Raw genomic sequence first — 26,210 nt, 5'->3', positions numbered from 1 at the left:
AGGCAGGTGGAGGCCCATGCACAGCTACGACGTCTTCCGCCGATACGAGCGCCACGTGTGGCGGCTCGCCGACATCCCCTTCGACGAGGTGCGGCCGGAGCTCGTTCGCCCCGAGTACGTCCGGATCGCGCGCGGCGCGGTGATGGGCGAGGCGAACTCGATCGCCGCCCAGCACGGCTTCTTCGACGAGTTCGTCGACGACTACGACTTCTCCGCGTTCATCGCGCTGTGGGGCGGGCAGGAGCTTCAGCACCACTTCGCGTTCCGGGCCTGGCTGGACCAGATCGACGCCCAGGTGGAGCCGGGCGCGGTCGCGGCGATGCGGGAGCCCTACGCGCCGGGTACCACCCCGGCGGCGACCCTGGCGACCAACGTCATCTCCGAGCTGACGGTCAACCACGTCTACCGCGCGGTCGCCGCCTGGGTGGAGGAGCCGGTGCTGGCCGCCATCATGACGAAGGCGAGCCTGGACGAGGCCGCGCATGCCCGCGAGTTCATCCACTACACCCGGTGCCGGCTCGCCGAGCACCCGGACGAGCTGGCGTCCGTGCTGGAGACCCTGTTCGTCTACACCGCCGAGCAGCGCATCAAGCACCCGGTCGGCGTCTTCAAGGGCGAGCTGGAGGCCCTGCGCGACCACGACACCATCGACACGGGGTTCACCTACTTCCTCACCCAGGTGGCGACCGAGGGCGAGCTGGCCCACCTGCAGGACAAGATCCGGCGGGCCTTCGGCTCGCTGACCGGCCTGGACCTGACCACCAACGCCCGGGTCCGCCGCAACCTCGCCGAGGCGCTCGGATGACCGCCCCGGCAAAGGACGACCCGTCCGGGACGCTCGCCGACGCGCAGGAGCTCGTCGCGACCCCCTGGGCCGTCCTGGACGACTACCAGTGCTTCGGTTGCTCCCCGCACAACGCCAAGGGCCTGCAGCTGCGGTTCAAGGCCCTCCCGGACGGGCTCGCCACCGTCTTCCAGCTCGGCTCCGCGCACGAGTCCTACCCGGGCGTCGTGCACGGCGGCCTGGCCGGGGTGATCTGCGACGAGACGATGGGCAACCTCATCGTGCTGCGCACCGGGAAGCCGGCGTTCACCACCGCGATGCGGCTGCGCTACCTGGCGCCGATCCCGGTCGGCGCCCCGCACGAGTGCCGGGCGCGGATCGTCAACACCGGGGACACCGGCCTGATCAACGCCGAGGCCGACATCCTCGACGCGACCGGCGGGGTCGTCGCCACCGCCCGCGCCACGTACCGCCCGGTCGCCCTCGAGGCGGCCCGCGACCGCATCACGCTCAGCGACGGCGACGCCGGCCGCCTGGCGGACGTCCTGACCGCGTCGGCCCCCGCGCTCGCCTCGGCGACCGCCGCCGCCGCCGGCGCACCCGGCCCCGCTTCGGCGCCCGCCCCAGATCCAGCCCCTGTGTCTGTGCCCGTGCCTGTTTCCGCTCCCGCGACCACATCCGAGGAGTCCTGATGTCCACGACCGCCGAGCCGGTGCTCGTCACCGTCACCCAGATCGTCGCCACCGAGCTGGCGACCACCGCGGACGCCATCGACCCCGATCTCGACCTGCGCACCGTCGCCGGCGCCGACTCGGTGAAGGTGCTGCGCATGATCGCGCGCATCGAGCGCGCCTACGACATCGAGCTCGACGACGAGGACGTCTTCACGGTGACCACCGTCCGTGAGGTGACCGACGTCGTCGAGCGGGCGCTGGCCGCGGGCGCGGCGGCATGACCGTCGCCGCCGCGCCCCCGGCCGGGACGGCGTCCGCCGCCCCGGCCGGGGTTGCGGACACGAACCAGCACTACGACCTCGACCCGGAGATCTTCGGCCTGTTCCTGGACTCCCGCCGCAAGTACTCCAGCGGTCTCTACCGCTCGGAGGGCCTGACGCTGGACTCCGCCCAGCTCGCCAAGCTGCGCTTCGTCGCCGACCGGCTCGGGCTGCGCGGCGGCGAGCGGATCCTCGACGTGGGCTGCGGCTGGGGCTCGGTCGTGCTGCACATGGCCGCCGAGCTCGGCTGCCGCGCCGTCGGGGTGAGCCCGGCCGGGCGCCAGCACGCCTACATCGCCGCCCGCGCCGCCGAGCTGGGCGTCGCCGACCTGGTCGAGACCCGCCAGGGCCACTTCGAGACCCTCGACGTCGAGCCGGCGTCGTTCGACGCGGTGTCGCTGCTCGGGTCCATCGTCCACATGCCCGACCTCGACCTGGTGTTCCGCCGGGCGCGGGCGGCGCTGCGCCGCAACGGACGGCTGTACGTCTCCGAGTCCTGTTTCCGCAACGCGGCCGCGCACGAGGAGTTCGACCGTCGCGGCGGCACCGAGTTCGTCCGCGACTCGATCTTCGGCTGGGGGGACATGCGCCCGCTGTCCGAGCTGGTCCGCGCCGCCGAGGACGCCGGATTCTCGGTGATCTCCGTTGACGACCTCACCGAGGACTACCGCCGCACCATCGAGGACTGGCTGGTCAACGTCGCCGACCGGGCCGACCGGCTCGACGCGATCAGCCCCGGCCTGGCGGCGACCCTCACCCGCTACCTCCAGGTCGCCAACGCCGGCTGGGGCTTCACCACGAAGCACTACGCGCTGGTCTGCCAGAAGTCGCGCTGACGAGCCCGGGAGACGAACCGATGACCACCACGACGACCCGGGCCCCCGTGCTGCGCGGCCCGGTCGACGGGCCCTTCCTGGCCCCCGGCGACATGGCCGAAGCCGTCACCGACTTCCACCGCGCCGGCGCCGCCGAGCGCCGCTGGGACGTCGAGACCGCCGTCGACTGGACCGCGGCCGACGCCAACCGGCTCACCGACGGCCAGCGGTCCGCCGTCCGCTTCATCACCCTGATCGAGGATCACCTGCCGGGCTACTTCGCCGTCTACACCCGGCGGTTCCCGCTGACCGACGAGGTGAGCGAGCAGGACTTCGCCCATCACCGCGAGCTGTACCACTTCACCGTCCGCTGGGCGGTCGAGGAGGACAGTCATGCCCGCGCCCTGTTCCGCTACCAGACCGACTCGGGTATCGCCCGTCCCGACGACCTGCGCCGCGAGCTCGCCGCCGAGGGCCGCAAGCCCTTCGAGCTCCCGCACGACGAGTCGGTGGCGCTGTTCGCCTACGCGCTCGTCCAGGAGAAGGCCACCCAGATCTACTACCAGCAGCTGCGTTCCGTCGTCGGCGACCCGGTGCTCGCCGAGCTGCTCAACCGGCTCAGCCGGGACGAGGCCCGCCACTTCGCGTTCATGGCCGACATCCTGGAGCGGTACCTGCGGGTGTACGGCGACGCGGTCGTCGAGCCGATCCGGGACGTGATCGCCCACTTCCGGATGCCGCTTGCGGACACGATGCGCGGCTACTGGCGCTGGGCGCTGCGGATCGCGGACGCGGCCCGCTACGACCACACCGACGCCTACGAGCACCTGATCCGGATCGTGAACCGCGCCGTCGACGCCCCCTCCGACCGGGTCGACGAGCTGACCCGCTTCGTGGCGGCCTGCCGCACGGCCGCCCCACTCCCGCTCACCACCCCCGCGGCGGTGCCGCCGGCCGCGGCCTCGGCGTGACCGCGCCCAGCGGCGGGGGAGCGCCCCGAAGGGCGAGCGTGCCCGGCGGCGGGAACGTGCCCGAGGCCGGGAACGTGCCCGGGGCCGGGAGCGCCACGGTCGGCGGGGGAGCGGGCCGGCGAGGGCACGCCGTCGTGCTCGGCGCCAGCGTCGCGGGCCTGTTGGCGGCCCGGGTGCTGGCCGAGCACGTCGGCCAGGTGACGGTCATCGACCGCGACGACGTCACGCCCACCGCTGCCGCCGGCCACCGCGGCGGGGCGGCGCAGGGCCGTCACCTGCATGCCCTGATGGAACGGGGCCGCCAGATCCTCGACGAGCTGTACCCGGACTTCACCGCCAAGATCGCCGCAGACGGGGTGCCGACGGCGGAGACCCTCGTCGGCACCCGCTGGTACTTCGACGGCGCCCGGGTCACCCCGGTGCCGACCGGTCTCACCTCGGTGCTCGCCAGCCGGCCGGCGCTGGAGGCCGCTCTGCGGGCCGCGACACTCGGCCACGACCGGATCCGGCTGCTTCCCGGGCTCCGCGCGGTCGGCCTCGTCCGCGGATCGGGCTCCACCCGAGCCGCCGGGGTCGTCGGGGTGCGCGTCGAGCCGCCCGCCGGTGACGCCCCGGCCCGCACCGTCGAGGCCGACCTCGTCGTCGACGCCACCGGCCGCGGGTCCCGCGCCTCGGAGTGGCTCGCCGACCTGGGCTTCGACATCCCACGGGAGGAGACCGTCGGCGTCGACCTCGCCTACGCCTCCCGGACCTACCGCCGGTGGCCCACGGACCTCGGCGGCGACCTCGGCGTCATCATCTCGACGCTGCCGGGCCGGCGCGGCGGCGGCGCCGTCGCCCAGGAGGGCGACCGCTGGATCGTGACCCTCGCCGGCATGCTCGGCGACCACCCGCCGGTCGACGCCCCCGGCTACGAACGGTTCGCGGCCTCCCTGCCCGCCCCCGACATCCACCGCCTCATCCAGGACGCCGAGCCGCTCGACGACCCGGTTCGCTACCGGTTCCGGGCGTCACGGCGGCTGCGCTACGACCTCCTACACACCCCGGCCGCCGGTTTCGTCGCGATCGGCGACGCCCTGTGCACCCTCAACCCGCTCTACGCGCAGGGCATGACCGTCGCCGCGCAGCAGGCTCTCGAACTGCGGGCATGTCTGCGTTCGGGCAGCCTGGACGACCTCGCCGCACGGTACTTCACGGCGGCCGCCCGGCCGACCTCCAGGGCGTGGTCGATCGCCACCGACTCCGACCTGCGCTACCGGGAGGTCGAGGGCCGCCGCGGGCCCCGCACCCGGATCACCAACGCCTACATCCCCCGAGTCCAGGCGGCGACCCGATCCGACCCCGTCCTCGCCCGCAACCTGCTGCGCGTGGTCAACCTTGTCGAGCCTCCATCGATCCTGCTCACCCCCGCGGCCATGCTGCGCAGCGCCCGACACGCCCTGGGGACCCGTCGTAGCCGATCATGATCCATCGCGGGCGGCTCCCGTACCGGCTCACGGGGGTGGTGCGAGGCGGCGACCGGGTGGGACTCAGGCGTTGGCGAAGGCGAGGGACTTGTCCAGTTCGGGGAGCAGTTCTGCGCGCCGTGCCAGCAGGTAGACGGTGCGGTTGGTGCGTGGGACGGTGTGGTGCAGGGTGAAGCCTTGGCGCTGGTAGTAGTCGACGAGGCCGGGGAACAGGCAGCCGCGGCGGACCCAGTGTCGGCCGAGCCGGGCGGCGTGGTCGACGGCCCACAGGGCGATCAGGGCGCCGGGCTTGGCCGCCTGGTAGGCCGGGTTGGTGCAGGTGGTGTACAGGTATGAGGCCGGTTCGGTGAATTCCTCGGTGGTCCAGCCCCAGGGGGGTGCGGAGGTCAGCACGGTGGTGCAGCCGACGATCCGGCCGTCGTCGTCGAGGACCCACATGCTGTGCTCGGTGGACGGGGTGTGATCGGCCTGCGCGGCGAGAGCGTCGGCGTCGTCGCGCCAGGTCGGCCAGCCGCGTTCCTCCAGCCACACGCTGCGGGCGAGGATCATGGCGGTCACGGCGGGGATGTCCGCGGCTGTCGCGGGGCGCATCAGCATAGGAACGCCGTCGTCGCGAGATGCAGATGGATCACCTCGATCAGTTTCGCGTCGCGCGTCTCATCGTAGAGTGCGTGATCTTCCAGGTGGGTGCAGGCGTCGGCGAGCCGGTCGGGGTCGACCAGGCCCATGTCGAACAGCATGGAGCCGCTGGTGAGCATGTCGGCGAGCAGGCCCGGCCCGTAGCTGGTCAGGGTGTGCTGGACGACCTCGGCGAACGACTCCCGTTCCACGGGGTGGGTGACGTCCTCGTTCAGGCCGAGGGAGGCGAGCTGGCGCCGTTGGAGCTGCTTGAGTTCCCGCCAGTCGTAGGGCAGTTGCTCTCCGAGCTGGACCATCCCCGGGTGCGCGAACGGGTGCACCGGCCAGATACCGGCCCGCAGCAGGACGGGGGCCATGGTCTCCATGCTCAGCAGGGTCATGGAGTTCACGACCGCGGGCGGCGCGACGGCGTCGTCCGCGTAGGCGAGGGCATCGGTCACCGCGCTGCCGAGCCAGGGAAGGTCCTGGCCGACCTGGTCGATCGGTGGATCAGTCTCGGGGTACTCCTCTCGGGATACTGCGACCATCTCGTCACCCCCGATGCCGGTCACGACGACCCGGGCGCCCTGGGCGCGCAGGGCCTGGGTCAGCAGGCGGAAGGGGTGGTGCAGCGGCTCCTCGTACGGCGAGATCGGCTCACCCTGCAGCCGCGCGCACCCGGGGTGCAGTGGCGGTTCGGTCAGGGCGTCGACAAGGGTGTCGTGGGCGGAGAACGGCAGGCGGGTCCGCATCTGCGCGCGCCGGCGGATCTGCTGCTCCCGCCCGGGGCCGCCGATGAGCAGCGCCGCGGTGGTGAGCTGGTTGGGCCATCGCTGTGCCGCCCGGGTGGCGATCACCCCGGAGTCGAAACCGCCGGTGAGGTGCCACGCCGTCGTGTCCTGGTCGAGTGGCCGCAGGTCCAGCGCGGTGTCGATCGCGTCGCGGAAGGCGCCGAGCACGTCGGCGCCGTCGGCGAGCGCGCGGGGGCGGCGGTGCAGCGCCGGCTCCGGATAGCTGATGTACAGGCCCCCGCCGTAGTGGGCGGTCGCCCGCTCGGTGAGACGCCGGATGCCCTCGAACAGAGTCTCGCTGCCGTACCGGGGGCGGAACGCGAGCAGCCGCGCCGCTTCCCGGGTGGACAGCACGCGGGCATAGGGCTGCAGGTCGGCCATGTCCCACGAACCATGCAGCGCGGTCCCGTCCTCCGCGAGGTACAACGGCACGGTCCCGCAGGCACCCGCGGACACCCGCACCGGCATGCGTGGCGCCGTCTCCACCATCACGAAGTCCGCCGGCCAGGCGGCTGCCGCCGACCGTGCGGTGTCGAACTCGGCCGGGTCCAGCATGCGCACACCCCCGGCCACCGGCGCGCGGCCCGCGATCCGCTCACGGACGACGATCAGCGTTCGCTGCCCGTCGGTCACGGCGAGGTCCTCGACCATCGGGTGCGCGAACGGGCGGATGCTGCTCGCCCCCTCGGCCGTGGCGTAGACGCCGTCCGACCAGCTCCAGTCCACCGGGCCGTACGGGGTGAGATGCAACCTGAGCATGGGGTTTCCCTCCCGGCCGTGGGACCGGGGCCTGTGCCCCGGCCCCACGGCACTGGCGATAGGCGGGCTGGTCAGACCTTGGTGGAGTCGTACGTGTGCGCGGCGTCCGAGCTGCCGGAGGTCTTCTTGTACTCGTGGGCCTCCGGAATCGTCTGGATGACGGTGGTCGGCGGCGCCGAGAACAGACGCTCGACACTGGCCGGCCGCGTGGGGGGTGGCAGGAGATCGTGCATAGCGGGGCCCTCCTTGACGAGATGGGTGGGAAACCACCCGGCCGATGCCGGGCGGGCTCAGGGGCCGTCGAACTCCCCGGCTTTGACCGCGGCGACGAAGTCAGCCCAAGCGGCAGGGGTGATCCCGATCGGCCGGGTCAGAGAGGACCGGAGCAGCACCAGGAACGGCCCGCGGGACACCCACACCGCATCGACAGCCGTGGTGCTGGTGGTGCTAGGTGCCTGCCACGACGCGACAGGTAAGGCCGGGAGGTACACGGCGGGTCCTTCCTGAGTTGGGACCGCCTGCCCCGACGGACCGAGTCAGCACCGGAGCGGGCGGTATATGCCACCCCGCCCGCGAGAGCTGGTCACGCGAGCGCGGGCGGGGTGGTGGACGGGCCGCCTGTGGACGGATGAGATAGCCCCCGTTTTCAGGGCCCGGCATTGTGATCCGGGATAGCGGGCCGGGACGGCACCGACGTCCAGCGGAGGATGTCCGGGTCGAACTCCGCATAGGCATCCGCGGCCTCCAACGACGAAAACCCGGTGACGGTCTGCCGTGGATCGCCGTTGGCGTCGAGCACGACCACGGTCCACGTCTGCTCCGCAGCACCAGCCCGGCCGCCGAGCGGATGTGCGGCATAACTGCACCCGTTGCTGGACAGGCGACGGACACCCGCCGGCCAGGTCGTGAGTGGGGTGCGGATCGGGAGGGGCGGGGAGGGAGCGCCGTCAACGGCCGGTATGACCGGCTCCCTCCCCACCCCGACCACCGCGCCCAGCCCGACAGCAGAACGCCACACGGCGCTGGACGGCGACGGGTCAGGGTGGGGGCGGTGGCCAGCGGCGGGCGTCCGACCGGCGAACCTGCCTGAAGCTTCCGTGGGCGAGTGCACGATGCGCTCCTCTGCTGATCCGGGAGAGTGGCCGGCATGTCTCCCGCCGTGCACGACCCATGACACTCCGCGTGACATCTCCATGGGAGGGTGAGATCTTCTGTCCCAGGGGTGGGAAAAAATGTCTCACCCATGGCGCACCGACGGCCGAGGGGAAACGTGGTGCACGCTGATGGAGTCGAGGCCCTGAAGGAGCAGCTCGCCACTCGGTTCCGGCAGCTTCAGGACGAGCACCGGCTGTCGGGGACGGACCTGGAGAAACGCACCACCCACGATCGGAAGAACATCTCCGCCATCCGCAACAGGGGACGGCTCCCGACCCGTGACATCCTCCGGGCCTACGACCGTGAGTTCGGGACCGGCAACGAGCTGACTGGCCTGGGTGAGCGGATCCGTGCTGCGCAGAAGGCGGTGCGGCTGACCGAGGTGACCGCCGCAGCGGGGGTAGACACCCCCGGGCCGCAGCAGGCAGAGTCGGGAAGGGAGGAGGTGGAGGAAACGGATCGACGCCAGATCGTTGCGATCGCTGCGCTATCCGCACTTGCGTTCGAAACGACCCGCCGTATCGACACCTCCGCCACGGCACCGACCCTCGGCGAACTCGAAGACGACCTGGCCGACATCGCTGCCGGCTACGACACCACCCCGCACCAGATACTCATCGGCGAGGTCGCCCGACGATGGCACCAGGTCGAAGACATGCTCGACCGGCGCTTGAGCGTGACCGACAGTCTGCGGACTACGCGCCTCGGCGGCCAGCTCACCTACTACCTTGGCCGGCTCGCGTTCGCCGGCGGTCACTACCGAGACGCCCGCCGGTTCTGCGATCTTTCAGACCGGTACGCCGACCAGGTAGGCGACGAGATGTTGACCGGCTCCCTCGCCGCGCTGCGGTCCAGCATCGCCTACTACACCCACCGCTGGGACAAGGCTGCCCTCACCGCCGCCCGGGGCCGCCGCAGCGCGGAACCCTACCTTGCCGCCCGGCTGGCCGCTTACGAGGCGCGGAGCCATGCCCGCCTCGGCCGGGTCCGGGAGACAGAGAACGCTCTCGCCGTGATGAGGGCCCACGCCGGGGTGGCAACGAGGCCCCGGCCCGGCTCCTCCCCGTTCACGGCCGGCAGCGCGGCCATGTTCGCCGCGGTATGCGCGATCGAACTGGGTAACGGCGCCGAAGCCCGGCGCCACGCCCGCGAAGCGGTCGATCTCATCGACCCCCGGTCCCATGAAGAATGCGGCCACGCCTACCTCTGCCTCGCCTCCGGCTTTCTTCTCCAGGACCGGCCCGATCCTGCCGCAGCGATCGCGGCGAGCCGGGCCGCCGCGGCTGTTCCCGACGGGCACCTGTCCGCCACGATCGTGTCCGCCATGTCCGAGGTAGTTCGGGAGCTTGGGCCGTGGGCCTCGGATCCTGACGTCCGCGCGTTCAGCGCGTTGGTCCAACAATCCCGCCTCGCGCTGCCTGGGAGCCCCGCATGACCCTCGAGTTCGCCCCGCCTGACGTCGTCACCATCCCATCCGTTCTCACCCCGCGACTGAAGCTCCGTTCCTGGCACCTGACGGACGTCGAGCCGTACCTGGCGATGGCCCGGCATCCGGACATGTCGCTCTACACGAGCTCACCGAGCCGTATCGGGTCGGTCTGGGGCATGACCGCCTTCCAGATCGGCCACTGGGCTCTGAACCGCTTCGGAATGTGGATCATCGAAGAGCGAACGACGGGTGAGTTCCTCGGCCGGGCCGGCCTGTACGAGGAGTACGGCTGGCCGGACATCGAGGTGGCATGGACAGTCCGGCGCGACCGGTGGGGACAGGGCATCGCAACCGAGGCCGGCGCGGCTGCGCTGGAGTTCGCATTCACTGAGGCCGGCCGAGAGCGGGTCATCAGCATCATCCACCCGGAGAACAAGGGGTCGATCCGCGTCGCCGAGAAGCTCGGCCTCACCCTCGCTGAAGGCCCGGTGGATCGGGACGGTGAACCGCGGAACATCTACGCGATCAGCCGCGCCGAGTGGGCTACTCACACAGGCTGAGACCGGCTGTGTACGAGCGTGAACCGCAGCCCTCGCCCCGGCGCCGCCAGTTCTTGGGAGTTCGGGAGGCGCCGGACCGGGACCTCATATGGACCCTTTTTCGCGTTCTGCGCAGCGTCGCCTTCAACCTGAAGCGGCGGACGGTCTAGGACGTACCCCGCCCCTTCATCGCATCATCGCGCGAATCAGGGTTCTGGAGCCCCACACGGCGAGGACCAGTGCGGCGCGCTCCCGGAGACGGCCGTCCGCGTGCAGGCTCGCGACCACGGCGGCGAACCCGCTGCGGCGATGGCCGACCAGCTGGTGATCCCGGCGATTGCTGGGCGATACCGGTTCGACCGGCGGGCGGCCGCGTCCACACCAGTAGGAGCCAACTACGGCCGTCGAGGCGTTCCAGCTCCGCCGCCGCGCGCCGGCTCCGGGCCGGTTACCGCGGCAGCCAGGCGCTCCGCGAGGTGCCGGGCCTCCGGCAACGTCATCACGGGGCCATCCTGATCTGCTCACCGCCCCCGTCACCTGGTGTCCCGCGTGGTGCGGCTGTCGCAAATCAGTCAAGATTACGAGCGCCGAGGTCGGGGCGCGATAATGTTCTCACCGCCGTCTACGGCGGGGTATGTAGGAATCCGGGGGAGCGCACAATGACAGTGGACGAACCGTCAGCCGGCATGCCACGGCGGGTCTTTCTGGCGGCTGGACTGAGCTTGGCGACCGTCACGGCAACCGCCATGCTGCCCTCACCTGCCGCGGCATCGGGGACGTGGAACACCGACTGGCGCTTCTGCAACAGATGCTTCGGCTTGGTCCGAAACCTTCAACAGGTCTACAACCGATGCCCGGCGGGCGGCACACACGTGATACAGGGCTGGACTTTCGGGATACCTTTCACCAACAGCACTGATCATCACGCTGGCGAGACGGCGTACCAGCAAAGCGATTGGCGACAGTGCTCGTCCTGTGGCGCCCTGTACTACCATGACTTCCCAGGCGTATGCGCCGGACGCGGCGGCTCGTCTCATACCGGAATCTATCCTCAGTACCTTCTCTGGCACGACCTGAACCCAGTTCCGAGCAACTTTCAGACTGCGTGGCGATTCTGCTTCAAGTGCAGTTCGCTCTATTTCGACGGCTACCAGCCAAATCGAGGCGTCTGCCCGGGAAACCCGGGCTGGGGACATGCCGCCGTCGGCTACATGTTCCACCTGCAGGTGTATTCCTACACCTGAAATGCGCCGAGCCGGCTAACCCGTTGACGTCGACGGTCCGACATCATTCGCTGGATGTCGGCGCTCCCAAGCAGGAACTTGAGCACGTCAGGCAGCTCCGTCCACCCGGCCGCGTGTGGGGTGCCAGAACTCGGATACCGGCCTTGACCTGGGCTTTTAGGCGGCTCGTTCGTATTCGTTGATCAGGCCGCCGAGGACGGGCTGGCGCTTGACGTTCCTTGGTCAGGTCTGCGATGGGGTGGTCGGGCCGTGGTGGTTGAAGGTCGCGGCCGCGGTGGGGTCGTCGTCCGTTGTAGTGGGCCGCGTACTCGACCAGGAGGGTACGCAGATGCCGCTCGCTGAAGATCAGCATGCGGTCGGTGACCTTGGTCCGGACGGTGCGGACGAACCGTTCGGCGTAGGCGTTCGCCCGGGGCGTCCGGGGTGGGATCGTGACGGTGGTGATGCCGGCGTCGGCGAGGACCGCGTCGAAGGAGGCGGTGAACTGTCCGGCCCGGTCACGGACCAGGAACTGGAAGTCGGCCGCCCGGTTGCCGAGGTCCATGAGGAGGTTCCGGGCTTGTTGGGTGGTCCACGGTCCGTCCGGGTGGGCGGTGACTCCGAGGATGTGGACGGTGCGGGAGCCGACCTCGATGACGAAGAAGCAGTACAGGCGCCGCAGGGTCACGGCGCAGTCCACGTGGAAGAAGTCGACGGCCAGCATCGTCGAGGCCTGCGTGCGTAGGAACTGCCGCCAGGTCGCGTCGGTCTGCCGCCTGGGCGCCGGTGGGAGACCCAGGGACTTCAGGACCCGGCGGATCGTGGAGGCGCTGACTTGGTGGCCGAGTTTGAGGAGCTCGCCCTGGATCCGCCGGTAGCCCCATGTCGTGTTCTCGGTCGCGAGCCGCTCGATCAGTGCGGCGATCTCCGTGCTGACCGGAGGTCGTCCCGTTCGCCTCGGGTCCATTTTCGTGCAAGGAGATCACGGTGCCAGCGCAGCACGGTGGCCGGGGTGACGAAGAAGGCGTCCCAGCGGGCCCGGGGTAGCAGCCGGGACAGGGCTGTGAGGATCATCCGATCCGCCGGTTCCAGGACCGGGCGGTTCACCTGCCGTCGCAACACCGCCATCTGATGTCGCAGGACGAGGAGCTCCACGTCTTTCGCGGTGTCCCCACGAACCCGGAGCAACATCAGCCCGAGAGCGTTGCGTGTCAGGGCGTAGAGCAGCGACCACACCATGACCATCCAGCCTTCCCCGACGCGGCCCCGTCCGGCAGACAAACATGCAGGTCGCCGCCCAAATCTGGGTTCTGGAGCCCCACACGGTTAGCCCGCCGGGGTGTAGGTGGCGCGGTTGGGTTCGACGAACGCCTCCAACGGGCGAGGCGCCGCGCCGGTAAGCGCGCGAATCTCGTCGGTCACCTGGGAGTGTCGGCCGGCTTGCATCGCCAGGTCGATTCCGACGGCGATGTCGGCCAGCCAGCCCGGTACGCCCCGGGCAGCCATGGCTGCGCGCACATGGGCTTCGTCGGCGGCGTCGTAGCTGATTCGCCGGCCCATCACCCGGCTGAGGCGTTCGGCGATCTCGGTGAATGTCAGCGCCTCCGGCCCGGTCAGCTGGTAGGCCGCCCTGCGGCCAGGGGGGTCCCGCAGCACGACCGCGGCGGCCTCGGCGACGTCGCGGGTGTCGATGAGGGCGACCCGGCCGTCGGGTACCAGCCCGGCCCACCGGCTGGTCGCCGCGATCGAGGGCGCGGCGACCAGCAGGTTGCTACTGAAATAGGTTGGGCGGAGCAGGGTGTGCGGCACCCCGGAGGCGGCCAGGTAGGCGTCGAGTTCGCCGTGGCGTCGGCCGATCTCGTAGCCGGCGTCGAGGTCCGCGTCGAACACGGACAGCCGGACCAAGTGGGGCAGCTCCGCCCGGGCGGCGGCGTCGACGACGTTCCGCTCCAGCGCGATCTGCTGCGGGCTGGTGGACAGCGCGAGGAAGGCTGCGTCGACCCCCTTCGTCGCAGACAGGAGCAGCGCTGGGTCGTCGAAGGGACCGCTGACGATTTCGAGGTGCCCGGTGGCAAGACGCCGGGTGGCGCGGAACACGGTCTCGGCCTTGTCCCGGTCCCGCACCAGCGCCCGCACCGGCACGCCGTCCCGCAGCAGGCACGTGACGAGGTGCGACGCGGTCCGGCCGGTAGCGCCGACGACGAGGACGGTCACCGCCGGTCGTCCCCGTCCTTGCTCGACGCCGGCTCCGGTGCCGGCACCGGAGCCGGAGCCAGGGTGCGGTCGAGGATGACGACCGGGATCTGGCGGGTGATGGCCCGTTCGAACTCCGCGAACAGCGGGTTGACGGCCTTCTGCCGGGCCCAGATCCGTTCCCGTTCCGCTCCGGCCGCGACCCGGGCCACCACGGGGAACGTCTCCGTCCCGACGACGACCGAGACTGTGGGGTGGGCCAGGAGGTTGTGGTACCAGTCGGGGTGCACGGCCGCGCCGCCGTTGGACGCGAAAACCACGAAGCCGTGGTTGACCGCCAGGTAGGTCATCGGGTTGACCCGAGCATGTCCGGTCCTGGCGCCGACGTGGTGCAGCAGGAGCAGCGGCATACCCTGGTAGTCGCCGCTGACCACGCCGCCCCGGGTGAGGAATTCCGCTGTCACCCGACGGTTCTGTTCGTCGAGTTCGGCCTTGTCCATGACTGGTCTGAGTTCCTTTGGTCAGGTGGGTGGGGTCGACGGGAACGATGCTGCCACGGGTTTTAGACGCTGGCCATCATCCCGCCGTCGACGACGATGTCGGCGCCGGTGAGATAGCTGGCCGCGTCCGAAACCAGGAAGGCGACGGTCCGGGCCACTTCTTCGTCCGATGCTATTCGGCCGAGCGGAACCTTGGCCGTCAGCGTCATGCGGAGACTGGTCAGTTCTGCGGCGGACAGCCCTTGTTTCGCCAGTGCCGGGGTGTCGACCGGGCCAGGGCTGACGACGTTGACCCGAATCCGCCGGGGGGCGAGTTCCACGGCGAGCGCCCTGGCCATCGACGCCACCGCTCCCTTGGTGGCGACGTACAGCGACATCCCGGGAAACGACCGGGCGACCAGCCGCGAGCTGTTGAACACGACGGCACCGCCGTCGTGGAGCAGCGGCAGCACTCGTTGCAATGTGAAGAACTGCCCTTTCACGTTCACTCCGAAGTGTTCTTCGTACGATTCTTCGGTGACGGAGCTGAACGGCGAGGGCTGGGCGACGGCGGCGTTCAGGAACACCGCGTCGAGGTGCCCGAACCGGTGACGGAGTTCGGCGGCGAGCGCGTCGGCGTCCGCCAGGACCCGGGCGTCGGCGCGCTGGACGAGGACGTCGTCGGGCAACGCATGTCGCGCCGCCGCGAGTGTCTCGGGGTTCTGGCCGGTGATCGCGACGGCGAACCCGTCGGCGTGCAGCAGCCGAGCCGTGGCCAGGCCGATTCCGGTGGTTCCGCCGGTGACGAGCGCGACCCGCGGCTGGGCCGGGGCCTCGGCGATGGCGTTTGTCGTGGTCATGGGCGTGTCCTTGTCGTTGTCGTGACGCTGTCGTGGGGCCTGGACGTCCGGCTCAGACCGCTACGCCGAGGCCGCCGTCGACCGTGATCGTCGTGCCGGTGACGAAACCGGCCGCGGGGGAGCCAAGGAACGCCACGGCGCGGGCGACGTCTTGGGCGACGCCCAGGCGGCCCAGGGGGATCGCGGCGGCCAGGTCCTTGCGCATCGTGGCCAGCGCCGCGTCGGGCAGGCCGAGCTTGGAGAGCGCGGGCGTGTCCGCCGGGCCGGCGCTGACCGCGTTGACCCGGATTCCTCGCGGCGCGAGTTCCACGGCCAAGGCGTGGACCAGGGCGGTCAGCGCGCCCTTCGTCGCGCTGTACACCGACCAGTTGGCCAGACCGAGCGTGGCGCCCAGGGCCGTGCTGAACACGACGGAGCCGCCGTCTCGCAGCAGGGGCAAGACCCGTTGCAGCGTGAAGAGCTGACTCCTGACGTTCACGTCGAACATTTCGTCGTAGGTCGCCTCGTCGGCTGCTTCGATCGGGACGAGCTGGCCGATACCTGCGTTGAGGAATACTACGTCGAGCCGGCCGAAACGATCCCGAACGGCAGCCGCTACCCGATCCGGCTCGGTCGGTGTGCGGGCGTCGGAACGTAGTACGACCACGTCGGCGGGCAACTGTTCGGCAGCGGCGGCAAGTGTTTCTGGATTTTGGCCGGTGACGAGCACGTCGAACCCGTCGGCGTGCAGCATCTGCGCCGTCGCGAGACCTATTCCGGTGGTACCGCCGGTCACCAGCGCGGCGGGTTTTCCAGTGAGCGATGACACGAGGAACGCTCCGTTCGAGTGCAGGCGCCAGATGGCCCTCGGAAGGTGGGACGACTGGCGGGGCGAACGTTCTGTGCGGCTCACGCTAGCTGAAACTGGACCGATCTGTCCAGTCCAGGCTAGAGTGGCGTCGTGATGAACCAACCGACGACCGGCCGGGGCCGGCGCAGCCGCCAGAAAATCGTCGATGCGGCGTCAGCGCTGATCGACGACCGCGGCGTGGCCGGGGCCGGGCTAGACCAGATCCTCACGGCGGCGGGGGCCAGCAAGAGCCAGCTCTACCACTACTTCGGCGACAAGGGCGGACTCGTCAGGGCGGTCGTCGCCGACCGGTTCGACTGCCTGGTCGAAGCACAGCTGCCTCGGCTCTCGCAGCTCGACACCTGGACGGCGATCCGCGCTTGGATGGACGAGTTCGCCACCCAGACCGCGGCGAGCGATTTCCCCGGCTGCCCGCTCGGCAACCTGGCCGGCGAGCTGGCCGGTCGCGACGAGGCCACCCGCGCCGACCTGTCGGCCTGCTTCGAGCGCTGGCAGGCCTACCTGACGCAAGGCCTGGAACGGATGCGGACCCGAGGCGAACTCGTGCCCGACGCGGAGCCGGAGATCCTGGCGCTCGCGGTCTTCACCAGTCTGCAGGGCGGCGTCCTCCTCGCCCGGACCCACCGGGACGTCCTGCCGTTGCGCGTCGCGCTCGACGCCGCCTACGCCCACCTGCGCTCGTTCGCCGCGCCCCAGCCTGACATCGGGCGATGAACCCCCCGCCGCTGCGGGTGCGCGCGGCCGAGGTGCACCAGGAAATCGCGCGGCCGCCGGTGGCCCGGTCGACAGCACAGTTGCATTCGGAGGATCCGGCGCACGCCAGGGGTTTCGGCGACCGCGGTCAGACGGCGCGGGCGAGCTCGGTGAACGGGGAGTGTCCGATCGACGGCTCTGTCACACATTTGGCTCTGTTTCACATTCGGTGGTGACAGATTGTGGAACAGGGCGGGTGTTGTTCTTGCAGTCCCGTATGCACCGCTTTCTTCGAAAGCGACAGCGCCGTCCGAGGAATTTACGACGGTTCACCGTGGAGTCCTTCAGTCGCTCGGGACGCAGGTACCGCGGCTGGTGGGCGTGACGCTGCACCGCGCTTCCGGTAGCTCCGTCGGGGACTGCAGCGGCACATTGAGCGCCGACCTGCCCAACTGGATCTGGTACGTCGCTCCGGGCACGCTGGCCTGTTGCGGTGCGGTGAGGGCCACGCCGGCCTGCGTGGTGAGTTCGAGGCGCAGCCGGTGCCCCGCCGGTCCACTCCATTGGCGTGGCTCCAGGACTAGGTCCAGGCGGGTGGTCTGTCCGGGTTGCAGGTACGAGTCGCCCTGGAGAGTCTGCCACGGCCAGGTCGGTGTCCCGGAGCTGTCAAACCAGCTCTTGCCGGGATCGGTGTCGCGCAGGCTGCCGATGATCGACCCGTGGGTGATCTCGTCAGCGGTACCGTCCGGCGCGACGTCGTAGAGCCGGGCGGCCAGTTGCAGGTTCCGGTTCGTCGAGGCGGCGTACACGGTGAGGCTTACCGGCCCGCTGAGGGTGGTCGCCTCGGGCTGGGGCTCGCTGGTGTAGGTGAGGCCCGACGGGTCACCCCACCTGATCGTGTCAACACCCCATGCGGTCGAAGCGGAGGTGAGCGTCCCTCCGCCGCCGAGCAGGAGCCTGGTGTAGCGGTCGACGGTCGGGTACGCGGCCGTCTTGAGCCACCGGTCGGAGCCCACCTCGGACAGCTTCAGCGGCGTTGTCGTGCGCTGCAGTCCGGTGTCGGCGTCCTTGACCCAGGTGTCGAGCCACTGCAGCGCGACGCCCTGATCGAGCCCCTCGGCGTGACCCCAGTCGCCGACGAACAGCTGGTAGCGAGGGTCGGGCCGCTGATCGGGCGTCATCGGCGCGTAAACCGGCCGGTTGGCGACGGCGTTCTGCAGCGCGGTGTAGCCGCGCAGCGCTCCGAGCCCGACGACGTCGTGCCAACCGGTCCACAACAGCACTGGTACCTGGTTGTCCACGATCTGCCGCGCCGAGTCGATCGGGATGCGCTGCTGCCAGAAGCTGCGCTCGTAGGCGGCGTCGCCACCGGCGAGGACCTCGTCCGACAGCGCGTGGTACCAGTCGCGGGTCTGCTGGTTGGCATCCATCAGGCTGTCCGCGGCGGAGTTCAGGAACCCGAAGTCCGCGGTCGGCACGCCGCTGACCAGGACGTCCATGCGTTGTACGGTGCTCATTCCCGCGCACGCCGCCACAACCGCCTTCAGTGGAGACCCCGGGCCCACCGCGGCCGCGTCGGCCAGCGCCTGCATGCCCGGCCACGAGCACCCCACCTCCGCGACGCGGCCGTCAGTGCCGTCGAGGTCGCGCGCCGCCCATCGCACCACCGCGGCACCGTCTCGGGCCTCGCGCGGGCTGACGAACTGGCCCACCCCACCTGACCCGCCGGTCCCGCGCGAGTTGACATGCACCGAGATGTAGCCGTGCTCGGTGAAGTACGTGTCGACCGGGCCGCTGCCGAAGCCGACCGCCTCCGGATACACAGAATGCTCGATGACGACCGGGAAACGGCCCGCCGCTCGACGGCCCGAGGCCCGATCGGTGGGATAGGCAACCGTCGCCCGCAACACGACCCCGTCGTCCATCCTGATCGACACGCCCGTGCGGACGTCGGCGCCGTAGGCGGCTGGGCCAGGCTCCCAGCGCCCGCCCGGATACGGGCTCATGGCCCCCGCCCCTGCCGAGGGCGCTGGCGCCGGGACGGCTCGCCCGCTCGCCGTGCCGGGACTCCCGGCTCGCGGTGACCTGGAACCGTCTGCGCAGGCGGCCAGTCCCAGCAGCACCAGGACCACGCTGGCGAAGCTCCTGACGTGCTTCATCAGTCAGCGGTTGATCAATTGCTGTAGTACGGCGGGGTACCGATCGCCCTGCGGTTGGATGCGGGACGCGGCGTCGTCGATGTCGGCAAGGTCGTCGGCGGTCAGCCGCACGTCGGCGGCTGCGGCGTTCTCCCGCATCCGGTCGGCGTTGCGGGTGCCGGGGATCGGCAGGATCCAGGGCTTCTGCGCGAGCAGCCATGCCAGCGCGATCTGCGCGGCAGTGGCGTTCTTGCGGACTGCCACGGTCCTGAGCAGGTCGACCAGGGCCAGGTTGGCCTCGCGGAACTCAGGAGCGAAACGCGGCATGGCGCCGCGCGGGTCGCCGTCGCCGAACTCGGTGTCGCGGTCGATCGCGCCGGTGAGGAAGCCCTTGCCGAGCGGGCTGTACGGCACGAGGGCGATGCCGAGCTCTTCCAGGGTGGGCAGAATCTCGGCCTCGGGCTCGCGCCACCACAGCGAGTACTCGCTCTGCAGGGCGGTTACGGGCTGCACGGCGTGGGCGCGGCGGGTGATCTGTACACCGGCTTCGGACAGGCCGAAATGGCGGACCTTGCCGGCCTCGATGAGCTCCCTGACCGCGCCGGCGACGTCCTCGACAGGCACGTCGGGGTCGACGCGGTGCTGGTAGAACAGGTCGATCGTCTCGATGTCGAGCCGCTTGAGGCAGGCGTCGGCGACCTGCCTGATGTGCTCGGGCCGGCTGTTGAGGCTGCCCAGCCGGCCGTCGAGGGCGAAGCCGAACTTGGTCGCGATGGTGACCTGGTCGTAGAACGGGGCCAGTGCCTGACCAACGGTTTCCTCGTTGAGGTAGGGACCGTACGCCTCCGCGGTGTCGAAGAAGGTGATGCCGGCCTCGACGGCGGCGCGGATGACGGCGATGCCGCCGGCGCGGTCGGCGGCGTTCCAGAAGCCCATGCAGCCGAAACCGATGGCCGAGACCTGCGGGCCGCCGGTGCCAAGAGTGCGCTGGTGCACGCAGAGTCCTTCCAGAGAAATCTGTGGATGAGCACGGTTCACCGGAGCCGGCGTTGTCGGCGTGGCGCTGTCACCCGTCCATGCGCAGCTGGTAACGGCCCGCGGCGATGGCGGCGATGACACCGCCGTCGATGAGCAGATCGGAGCCGGTGACGAAGGCACCGTCGCGGCCCATCAGGAAGGCGGCGGTGGTGCCGATCTCGTCGGGGGTGCCGACCCGGCCGGCGGCCGAGGTCTTGATCATTTCCTGGTAGGCGGCGCCGGCCGGGGAGTTGAACTCGTCGAGCGCGAGTGGGGTCATGATGATGCCGGGGCTGAGCGAGTTGAGACGGGCGCCGCGGTCGCCCCAGGTGACACTCTCGGCCTGGACGCGCAGGACGTTGGCGCGCTTGGCGACGGCGTAGGCGATGCCGGAGTTGGTGATGAACTCGGGCTGCAGGAAGGGCAGCTGGGCGAGTTCGGTGGCGGGGGTTCGGGCGAGGGCCTCGTTCTGGTCCTGCGGCAGCGGCGGGATCATGTGGCCGGCCTGGCTGGCGATGACGATGCCGGATCCGCCGGGGGCGATGACCCGGCCGAACTGCTCCAGGACGTGGGCGGTGCCGACCAGGTCGACGGCGATGATCGCTTCGGGGGTGGCCTGGGCCGGGGAGAGCCCGGCGGTCTGCACGACGTGCACGACGTCGCCGAGCTGGGCGGCGGTGTCGGCGAGTTCGCGTACCGAGGTCGCCGAGGAGACGTCGACGTGCGCGGTGGTGGTCTGGAATCCGGCGCTGGTGAGCAGCGTCGCGGCTGCCTTCGCGGCGTCTTCTTTGATGTCGGCGAGCAGGACGGTCGTGCCGACGGCGACGCGGCGGGCGATGGCCTGGCCGATGGAGCCGGCGCCGATGAGGACTGTCACGTGGGTCATGGAGACTCCTTTTAGAAGTACGTGGGTTCGCGCGGGATGTAGGGCTCCTGCAGGGCGGTGATCTCGTCGTCGGTCAGTGCGAGGTCGACGGCGGCGGCGGCGTCGGCGAGATGGTGGGCCTTGGTGGCGCCGACGATGGGCGCGGTGACGACCGGGTTGTTCAGGACCCAGGCCATCGCCACGGTTGCCATCGAGACACCGCGGGTTTCGGCGATGCGTTGCACCGCGTCGACGATTGCCTTGTCCGAGTCGACGAACAGGGGGCGGCCATGCCGGTCTGTCGTCGGGTTGTTCTTGGACCGAGTCGTGCTCCGCTCGCCCCACGGGCGGGTGACCAGGCCGGCGGCGAGTGGGCTCCAGGGGATGCTGCCGACGCCCTGGTCGGCGAGTACGCCGAACATCTCGCGTTCTTCCTCGCGCTGGATCAGGCTGTACTGGTCCTGCATGGACACGAACTTCGTCCAGCTGTGCGTGTCGGCGGCGTGCTGCATCTTGGCGAACTGCCACGCCCACATCGACGAGGCGCCGAGGTAGCGGACCTTGCCGGCCTTGACCACGTCGTGCAGGGCTTCCATGGTCTCTTCGACCGGGGTCTGTGGGTCGAACCGGTGGATCTGGTACAGGTCGATGAAGTCGGTGCCGAGGCGGGCGAGAGAAGCGTCGACCTGCTCCATGACCGCGCGGCGGGACAGGCCCTGGCCGCCGGGGCCGTCGCCCATCGGCAGGAACAGCTTGGTGGCCAGCACGACGTCGTCGCGCCTGGTGTACTTGCGCACGGCACGGCCGACGATCTGTTCGGAGGTGCCCGCGCCGTAGATGTTGGCGGTGTCCCAGAAGGTGATGCCGAGGTCGACGGCCTGGCGGAACAGGGGCTCGGCAGCGTCGTCGTCGAGGGTCCACTGCATCTGGGGGGCGCCGGTGGCGAAGCTCATGCAGCCCAGTGCGATCCGGCTGACCTTGAGCCCCGAGTTGCCCAGTCGGGTGTATTCCATCGGTTGTCCGCTCAGTTGAGGGTGGTGTTGTCGATGACGAAGCGGTAGCGGACGTCGGACGCGAGGATCCGCTCGTACGCGTCGTTGATCTTGTTGGCTGGGATGATCTCGACCTCGGCGCCGATGCGATGCTGCGCGCAGAAGTCGAGCATTTTCTGGGTTTCGCGGATGCCGCCGATCAGCGAGTAGGTGTAGACCCGCCGGTTGGCGGCGATCGCGCCCACCGGGAACGCGATCTCCGGCACGCCCGAGGCGCCGACGGTGTTGAAGACGCCGTCGAGGGCGAGCAGCCCCAGGAACGCGGGCAGGTCGATCGGCGCGCTGACCGTGTTGACGATCAGGTCGAACGTGCCTGCCAGGGTTTCGAACGTCTTCGGGTCGCCGGTGGCGTAGAAGTGGTCCGCGCCCAGCCGCAGCGCGTCGTCCTGCTTCTTCAGCGACTGCGACAGGACGGTGACCTCGGCGCCCATGGCGTGGGCGAGTTTGACGGCCATGTGGCCGAGCCCGCCCAGGCCGATGACAGCGACCTTCTTGCCGGGGCCGGCGCCCCAGCGAGCCAGGGGCGAGTAGCTGGTGATGCCGGCACACAGCAGCGGCGCGGCGGCTTCCATGTCGAGGCCGTCCGGGATGCGCAGCACGAAGTCTTCGGTGACCACGATGTGGGTGGCGTAGCCGCCCTGGGTGGTGGAGCCGTCGGTGTCGGTGGAGCCGTAGGCGAGGGTGTTGCCGGTGAGGCAGTACTGCTCGTCGCCCTGCTCGCAGTTGGCGCAGATGCCGCACGAGTTGACCATGCAGCCGACGCCGACCCGGTCCCCGACGGCGTGTTTGGTGACGTCGGCACCGATCTCGGTGACGACGCCGGTCATCTCGTGCCCGGGGGTCAGCGGGTACGGCTGCGGGCCCCATTCCCCGCGGACCGCATGGATGTCGGAGTGGCAGATCCCGCAGTAGGCGATCTCGATGAGGACATCGGTCGGTCCGATGGCGGTCTCCCTTGTCGTTTCTGGGTGGGCGGTCAACGGGCCATGAGCGGCGCGGCGGTCTGCTGGTCCGGGCTCGTGGACTCGGTGGCGGACCGGTCGGTGCCGGCGTTGACGCAGACGGCGACGATGGCCGCGGCGAGCAGGAGAATTCCGGCGGCCCACCAGAAGGCGGTGGTGTAGCCGTGCACGGCGGCGGCGTCTGCCGACCGGCTGGCCGCCCAGCCGGCGGTGGCGCCGGCGGCGATGGTGTTCAGCAGGGCGGTGCCGATGGAGCCGCCGATCTGTTGGGAGGTGTTGAGCATGGCGGAGGCGATGCCGGCGTCTTCGCTCCGCACGCCGTGGGTGGCGAGGTTCATGCTGGGGGGTGAATGCGGCGCCCATACCGAGGCCGAGAATGATCTGGGCGGGCAGGACCATGGCCCAGTAGGAGCTGTCCGGCGTGAGTTGGGCAAGTAGCGCCATAGCCAGCGCGGTGGCCAAAAGCCCGGGGACCATGAGCAGCCGGGCCGGTACCCGGTTCATCAGGCGGGCGCCCACCTGTGTGGACCCGATGGTCAGACAGATCGCCATCGGCAGGAACGCCACGCCACTCAGTAACGGCGAATACCCCTTGATCAGCTGCAGGTAGTAGGCGAGGAACAGGAACTGGGCAAACATCGCGATCATGGCCAGGCCGATGCCGAGATAGACGCCGGCCCGGTTGCGTTCGGTCACGACCCGCAGCGGCAACAACGGCGCCTTCGTCCGTGCCTCGACAGCGACGAACGCGGCCAGCAGCACGACGACGACCGCGAACATGCCCACGGTGACCGGTGCGCCCCAGCCGTCGGTCTCCGCGGCGGCGAAGCCCCACACCAGGGTCAGCAGACCGACGGTCCCGAGCAGGGCGCCGGGCAGGTCGAGCCGGTCCCGGTTACGGCTGCCGTCGTCGTGCACGAAGACCATGGCTCCGGTGAACGCGACGACCGCGAAGACAATGTTGACGTAGAGGCACCAACGCCAATCGACATACTCGGTCAGAAATCCGCCGAGCAGCAGACCGATGGCGCTGCCGGCCATCGCGATGGCGCTGAAGATGCCGAAGGCGGTGGCACGTTCCCTGCCCTCGGTGAACGTCGTGGTGACCAGCGACAGCGCTGCCGGCGCGAGCAGGGCGCCGAAGACACCCTGCAGGGCACGGGCGCCGAAGAGCATGCCCGTGTTCACGGCGGCGCCGCCGAGAGCGGAGGCGACTGTGAAGCCGACCAGGCCGATCAGGAAGAGCCGCTTGCGGCCCCACAGGTCGCCGAGTCGGCCGCCCAGCAGCAACAGACCGCCGAAGGCCAGGGTGTAGGCGGTCACGACCCACTGCCGGTCAGCGTCGGAGAAGCCCAGATCGGTCTGCATGCGCGGCAGCGCGATATTGACGATGGTGCCGTCCAGCAGGACCATCAGCTGGGCCACGGAGATGGACGCGAGCGCTTTCCAACGCTGTGGGTCCGGGGCGGGCTGGCTCATGTACTCAGGTAACCGCAGGTCTGCCCGCGGGCGGGAGGCCTTGCCGTCGGGGGCCCGGGCAAGGGGGTCCTGGCAGGGTCTCCCAGCAGGGCGAAACGGATGCCTACGGTCGGAGCCATGGCTGACAAGCAGCAGGTCCGCGCCGACATCCGGGAGTTCCTGACCACCCGGCGGGCGCGGATCACCCCCGAGCAGGCCGGGCTGCGGGTGTACGGCAGCAGCCGGCGTGTCGCCGGGTTGCGCCGTGAGGAAGTCGCCACCCTGGCCGGTATCAGCGCCGAGTACTACACCCGCTTGGAGCGTGGCAACGTCGCCGGGGCCTCCGAGAGCGTTCTGGACGGTATTGCCCACGCCTTGCAGCTGTCCGACGACGAACGGGCCCACCTCAACGACCTGGTGCAGACGGTAAGCAGTAGCCGTCCGCCTGCGCGCCGCCGTCCGCCGCAGGTCCGGGTCCGCCCGGCGGTGCAGCGGATCATGGACTCGATGGTACTGACCCCGGCGTTGATCGTCGACTCGCGCCTGGACATCCTGGCTGCCAACGAGCTCGGCCGGGCCTTGTACGCGCCGATCTTCGCTGACTCGGTGAAGCCACCGAACCATGCCCGGTTCCTGTTCCTCGACCGGCACGCCGGTGACTTCTGGCGCGACTGGAGCCAAGCCGCCGACGACGCCGTCGCCCTGCTGCGCGGCTCGGCTGGGCGCGACCCCTACGACGAGCACCTGTCGAACCTGATCGGCCTGCTCTCGACGCGCAGCGACGATTTCCGGGCCCGCTGGGCTTCGTACGACGTCCGAGCACACCTGACCGGGGCCAAACGCATTCACCACCCGGTGGTCGGTGACCTCGAGTTGCCCTTCGAGTCGATGCCGCTACCGTCAGATCCGGGTCAAAGCCTGGTCATGTACAGCGCCGAGCCCGACTCCGCGACCCAGGCCGCGCTGCAGCTTCTGTCCAGCTGGTCCGCCCGGCCCGCGAAGAACACCCAGGCGGGCCAGCCTGCCGCTGACACCTGACCCGCACTGACGCATGCCATCTCGCCGCCGGCCCACGCCGATGGGGGAGGGGCCCTCAGGATGACGCCTTCAGCAGGAGTCGTCGAGCAAGGCGGCGACGTCGAGTGTTGCGCGCTGCAGCTTCGCGTCGTGGGGTGCAACGAGCCCGCCGTCGGTGATGTAGAGCTGTTCATCGCGGACAGCAGTCGAGGTCGGGGAGGCCAGGCCGTCCGAAGCGGTCAGTATGGTGTCATTCGGGTAGACGACAGCGATCCGGTGCGATGTGTTGAGCGCTACGATCGCCACATCGGACGTACCGGTCAGAAAGCTGAAGTCGTCGATTCCGTCGAGTTCACTGCTTACGACCTGGATTCGCTCGGCCGCTCCGGAATCGGCGATCGGTATCCGCAGCAGAGTGCCTCGACTGAAGTTCGAGACCCAGACCGCGCCGTTGTGAAAACGGAGCCCGTTGGCACCCAGTGAGGCGGACGGCCCCGGTGCCAGGGCGGGATCGGTCAGCCAGGCTGTTGCCTCGCCACCGGCGGAGGTCACCGTCCAGATGGTGCCTCGCCGGCTGTCAGCGGCATACAGCGTGCCCCGAGACGGGTCGATGGCCAGGCCGTTGGCGAGTCCATCGGTGGGCAGCCCGGCGATTCGCCGTGCGGTGCCGGCCGGAGTCAGGTGCCACACGCCTGCCCTGTCCGCGGCTGCGGACGCCACGTTGTAGTAGCGGATGCCGTCACCGTCGCGGGTGTTTCCGGTGATCGTGTCGCCGGACTGCCCGGCGGCCAGCTGCTCACGCTCCCCGTTCTGGCCGATGCGCAGCAGCACTGGCCGCTCTCCGGCCGGGCTGCCCAGCATGGAGACCGTCAGCGAGCCGTCCGGGTTGACCGTGACGTTCTCGGGTGCCTCTCCCGCGGCGAAGTCGAACGACGCGACAGTGCCCACATTGCTGACGACCGTGTCCGGGCATGCCTGTTCCGAGCCCGTGCATGCAGTCAGCGCCACCACGGCGACGGTTGCCACAGCAGCATGTCCGGATCGTTTCCACATCTGGCGACCTCTGAATGAGTGGGTCCGCA

Annotated in this window: 25 protein-coding genes and 1 pseudogene; 11 read left to right on the top strand and 15 right to left on the bottom strand. The window is 70.1% G+C overall.

Going from position 1 to position 26,210, the window contains the following annotated elements:
• Nucleotides 1–16: 16 nt before the first annotated feature.
• Genes AC559T_RS16965 through AC559T_RS16940 form a run of 6 tightly spaced genes read left to right on the top strand, consistent with a single transcriptional unit; the run spans nt 17 to nt 5,030 of the window.
• Nucleotides 17–805 carry a ferritin-like domain-containing protein gene (locus tag AC559T_RS16965; protein ID WP_020461491.1) on the top strand — a complete coding sequence of 263 codons (789 nt, stop codon included), beginning with the start codon at nt 17–19 and terminating at the stop codon, nt 803–805.
• Nucleotides 802–1,476, top strand: a complete 675-nt coding sequence (locus AC559T_RS16960; protein WP_498869366.1) for a PaaI family thioesterase — start codon at nt 802–804, stop codon at nt 1,474–1,476. The genes AC559T_RS16965 and AC559T_RS16960 overlap by 4 nt, the downstream gene beginning before the upstream one ends.
• Entirely contained in the window at nt 1,476–1,739 is a 264-nt protein-coding gene (locus AC559T_RS16955; RefSeq protein ID WP_020461493.1) for an acyl carrier protein, read from the top strand. The genes AC559T_RS16960 and AC559T_RS16955 overlap by 1 nt, the downstream gene beginning before the upstream one ends.
• Nucleotides 1,736–2,614, top strand: a complete 879-nt coding sequence (locus tag AC559T_RS16950) for an SAM-dependent methyltransferase (protein WP_498869365.1) — start codon at nt 1,736–1,738, stop codon at nt 2,612–2,614. The genes AC559T_RS16955 and AC559T_RS16950 overlap by 4 nt, the downstream gene beginning before the upstream one ends.
• Nucleotides 2,615–2,634: 20 nt before the next feature.
• Nucleotides 2,635–3,564, top strand: coding sequence for an acyl-ACP desaturase (locus AC559T_RS16945; RefSeq protein WP_112106150.1), 930 nt, complete (start codon nt 2,635–2,637; stop codon nt 3,562–3,564).
• Nucleotides 3,561–5,030, top strand: a complete 1,470-nt coding sequence (locus AC559T_RS16940; RefSeq protein WP_498869364.1) for an FAD-dependent oxidoreductase — start codon at nt 3,561–3,563, stop codon at nt 5,028–5,030. The genes AC559T_RS16945 and AC559T_RS16940 overlap by 4 nt, the downstream gene beginning before the upstream one ends.
• 63 nt (nt 5,031–5,093) lie before the next feature.
• On the opposite strand, the gene AC559T_RS16935 is transcribed toward AC559T_RS16940, so the two are convergent.
• The 4 genes from AC559T_RS16935 to AC559T_RS16920 all read right to left on the bottom strand — a co-directional run bounded on the left by AC559T_RS16935 (nt 5,094) and on the right by AC559T_RS16920 (nt 8,003).
• Nucleotides 5,094–5,621, bottom strand: a complete 528-nt coding sequence (locus tag AC559T_RS16935) for a GNAT family N-acetyltransferase (protein WP_498869363.1) — start codon at nt 5,619–5,621, stop codon at nt 5,094–5,096.
• Nucleotides 5,621–7,198: an asparagine synthase-related protein gene (locus tag AC559T_RS16930; RefSeq protein WP_498869362.1), complete on the bottom strand. Its 1,578-nt coding sequence runs from the start codon at nt 7,196–7,198 to the stop codon at nt 5,621–5,623. Before AC559T_RS16930 ends, AC559T_RS16935 begins: the two co-directional genes overlap by 1 nt.
• Nucleotides 7,199–7,269: 71 nt before the next feature.
• A complete protein-coding gene (locus tag AC559T_RS16925) occupies nt 7,270–7,431 on the bottom strand; it encodes a hypothetical protein (RefSeq protein ID WP_165938858.1) in 162 nt (53 codons plus the stop codon).
• A gap of 413 nt (nt 7,432–7,844) precedes the next feature.
• Nucleotides 7,845–8,003 carry a hypothetical protein gene (locus AC559T_RS16920; protein ID WP_160144325.1) on the bottom strand — a complete coding sequence of 53 codons (159 nt, stop codon included), beginning with the start codon at nt 8,001–8,003 and terminating at the stop codon, nt 7,845–7,847.
• A gap of 468 nt (nt 8,004–8,471) precedes the next feature.
• Between AC559T_RS16920 and AC559T_RS16915 the strand changes: the two genes are divergently transcribed.
• The 3 genes from AC559T_RS16915 to AC559T_RS16905 all read left to right on the top strand — a co-directional run bounded on the left by AC559T_RS16915 (nt 8,472) and on the right by AC559T_RS16905 (nt 11,565).
• Nucleotides 8,472–9,788, top strand: coding sequence for an NsdA family TPR-like regulatory protein (locus AC559T_RS16915; RefSeq protein ID WP_243657961.1), 1,317 nt, complete (start codon nt 8,472–8,474; stop codon nt 9,786–9,788).
• Nucleotides 9,785–10,342: a GNAT family N-acetyltransferase gene (locus AC559T_RS16910; protein WP_112108192.1), complete on the top strand. Its 558-nt coding sequence runs from the start codon at nt 9,785–9,787 to the stop codon at nt 10,340–10,342. The genes AC559T_RS16915 and AC559T_RS16910 overlap by 4 nt, the downstream gene beginning before the upstream one ends.
• Before the next feature lie 638 nt (nt 10,343–10,980).
• Complete coding sequence (locus AC559T_RS16905; RefSeq protein ID WP_243657960.1) at nt 10,981–11,565, top strand: hypothetical protein; 585 nt, start codon at nt 10,981–10,983, stop codon at nt 11,563–11,565.
• A gap of 156 nt (nt 11,566–11,721) precedes the next feature.
• Here the strand turns inward: AC559T_RS16905 and AC559T_RS16900 are convergent.
• The 5 genes and pseudogenes from AC559T_RS16900 to AC559T_RS16880 form a co-directional block, all read right to left on the bottom strand.
• A pseudogene (locus tag AC559T_RS16900) lies at nt 11,722–12,783 on the bottom strand (integrase core domain-containing protein).
• Nucleotides 12,784–12,870: 87 nt separating this feature from the next.
• Nucleotides 12,871–13,758, bottom strand: a complete 888-nt coding sequence (locus AC559T_RS16895; protein WP_498869361.1) for an NmrA family NAD(P)-binding protein — start codon at nt 13,756–13,758, stop codon at nt 12,871–12,873.
• Entirely contained in the window at nt 13,755–14,237 is a 483-nt protein-coding gene (locus tag AC559T_RS16890; RefSeq protein WP_498869360.1) for a nitroreductase/quinone reductase family protein, read from the bottom strand. The genes AC559T_RS16895 and AC559T_RS16890 overlap by 4 nt, the downstream gene beginning before the upstream one ends.
• A gap of 62 nt (nt 14,238–14,299) precedes the next feature.
• Nucleotides 14,300–15,076, bottom strand: coding sequence for an SDR family oxidoreductase (locus AC559T_RS16885; protein ID WP_498869359.1), 777 nt, complete (start codon nt 15,074–15,076; stop codon nt 14,300–14,302).
• A gap of 52 nt (nt 15,077–15,128) precedes the next feature.
• Nucleotides 15,129–15,851 carry an SDR family oxidoreductase gene (locus AC559T_RS16880; RefSeq protein ID WP_498869358.1) on the bottom strand — a complete coding sequence of 241 codons (723 nt, stop codon included), beginning with the start codon at nt 15,849–15,851 and terminating at the stop codon, nt 15,129–15,131.
• A gap of 168 nt (nt 15,852–16,019) precedes the next feature.
• On the opposite strand from AC559T_RS16880, the gene AC559T_RS16875 reads away from it, so the two are divergent.
• Nucleotides 16,020–16,640, top strand: coding sequence for a TetR/AcrR family transcriptional regulator (locus AC559T_RS16875; protein ID WP_498869381.1), 621 nt, complete (start codon nt 16,020–16,022; stop codon nt 16,638–16,640).
• A gap of 323 nt (nt 16,641–16,963) precedes the next feature.
• Here AC559T_RS16875 and AC559T_RS16870 read toward each other — a convergent pair whose 3' ends face one another.
• The 5 genes from AC559T_RS16870 to AC559T_RS16850 form a co-directional block, all read right to left on the bottom strand.
• Nucleotides 16,964–18,625, bottom strand: coding sequence for a CocE/NonD family hydrolase (locus AC559T_RS16870; RefSeq protein ID WP_498869357.1), 1,662 nt, complete (start codon nt 18,623–18,625; stop codon nt 16,964–16,966).
• A gap of 156 nt (nt 18,626–18,781) precedes the next feature.
• Entirely contained in the window at nt 18,782–19,753 is a 972-nt protein-coding gene (locus AC559T_RS16865; protein ID WP_498869356.1) for an aldo/keto reductase, read from the bottom strand.
• 70 nt (nt 19,754–19,823) lie between these two features.
• A complete protein-coding gene (locus tag AC559T_RS16860; RefSeq protein WP_498869355.1) occupies nt 19,824–20,660 on the bottom strand; it encodes an SDR family oxidoreductase in 837 nt (278 codons plus the stop codon).
• Nucleotides 20,661–20,671: 11 nt separating this feature from the next.
• Nucleotides 20,672–21,652, bottom strand: a complete 981-nt coding sequence (locus AC559T_RS16855) for an aldo/keto reductase (RefSeq protein ID WP_498869354.1) — start codon at nt 21,650–21,652, stop codon at nt 20,672–20,674.
• An 11-nt stretch (nt 21,653–21,663) separates the two neighbouring features.
• Entirely contained in the window at nt 21,664–24,132 is a 2,469-nt protein-coding gene (locus AC559T_RS16850) for an MFS transporter (RefSeq protein WP_498869353.1), read from the bottom strand.
• Nucleotides 24,133–24,249: 117 nt separating this feature from the next.
• On the opposite strand from AC559T_RS16850, the gene AC559T_RS16845 reads away from it, so the two are divergent.
• On the top strand, nt 24,250–25,149 hold the full coding sequence (locus tag AC559T_RS16845) for a helix-turn-helix transcriptional regulator (RefSeq protein ID WP_498869352.1): 900 nt from the start codon (nt 24,250–24,252) through the stop codon (nt 25,147–25,149).
• Nucleotides 25,150–25,218: 69 nt separating this feature from the next.
• On the opposite strand, the gene AC559T_RS16840 is transcribed toward AC559T_RS16845, so the two are convergent.
• Nucleotides 25,219–26,154 carry a hypothetical protein gene (locus AC559T_RS16840; protein ID WP_498869351.1) on the bottom strand — a complete coding sequence of 312 codons (936 nt, stop codon included), beginning with the start codon at nt 26,152–26,154 and terminating at the stop codon, nt 25,219–25,221.
• Nucleotides 26,155–26,210: the final 56 nt, after the last annotated feature.

The sequence above is a fragment of the Frankia sp. Hr75.2 genome (genome assembly GCF_949319125.1).
In the GTDB taxonomy this organism is placed as follows: domain Bacteria; phylum Actinomycetota; class Actinomycetes; order Frankiales; family Frankiaceae; genus Parafrankia; species Parafrankia soli.
Note: the sequence above shows the minus strand (reverse complement) of the source record. Positions and strands in the feature narration are given on the sequence as shown.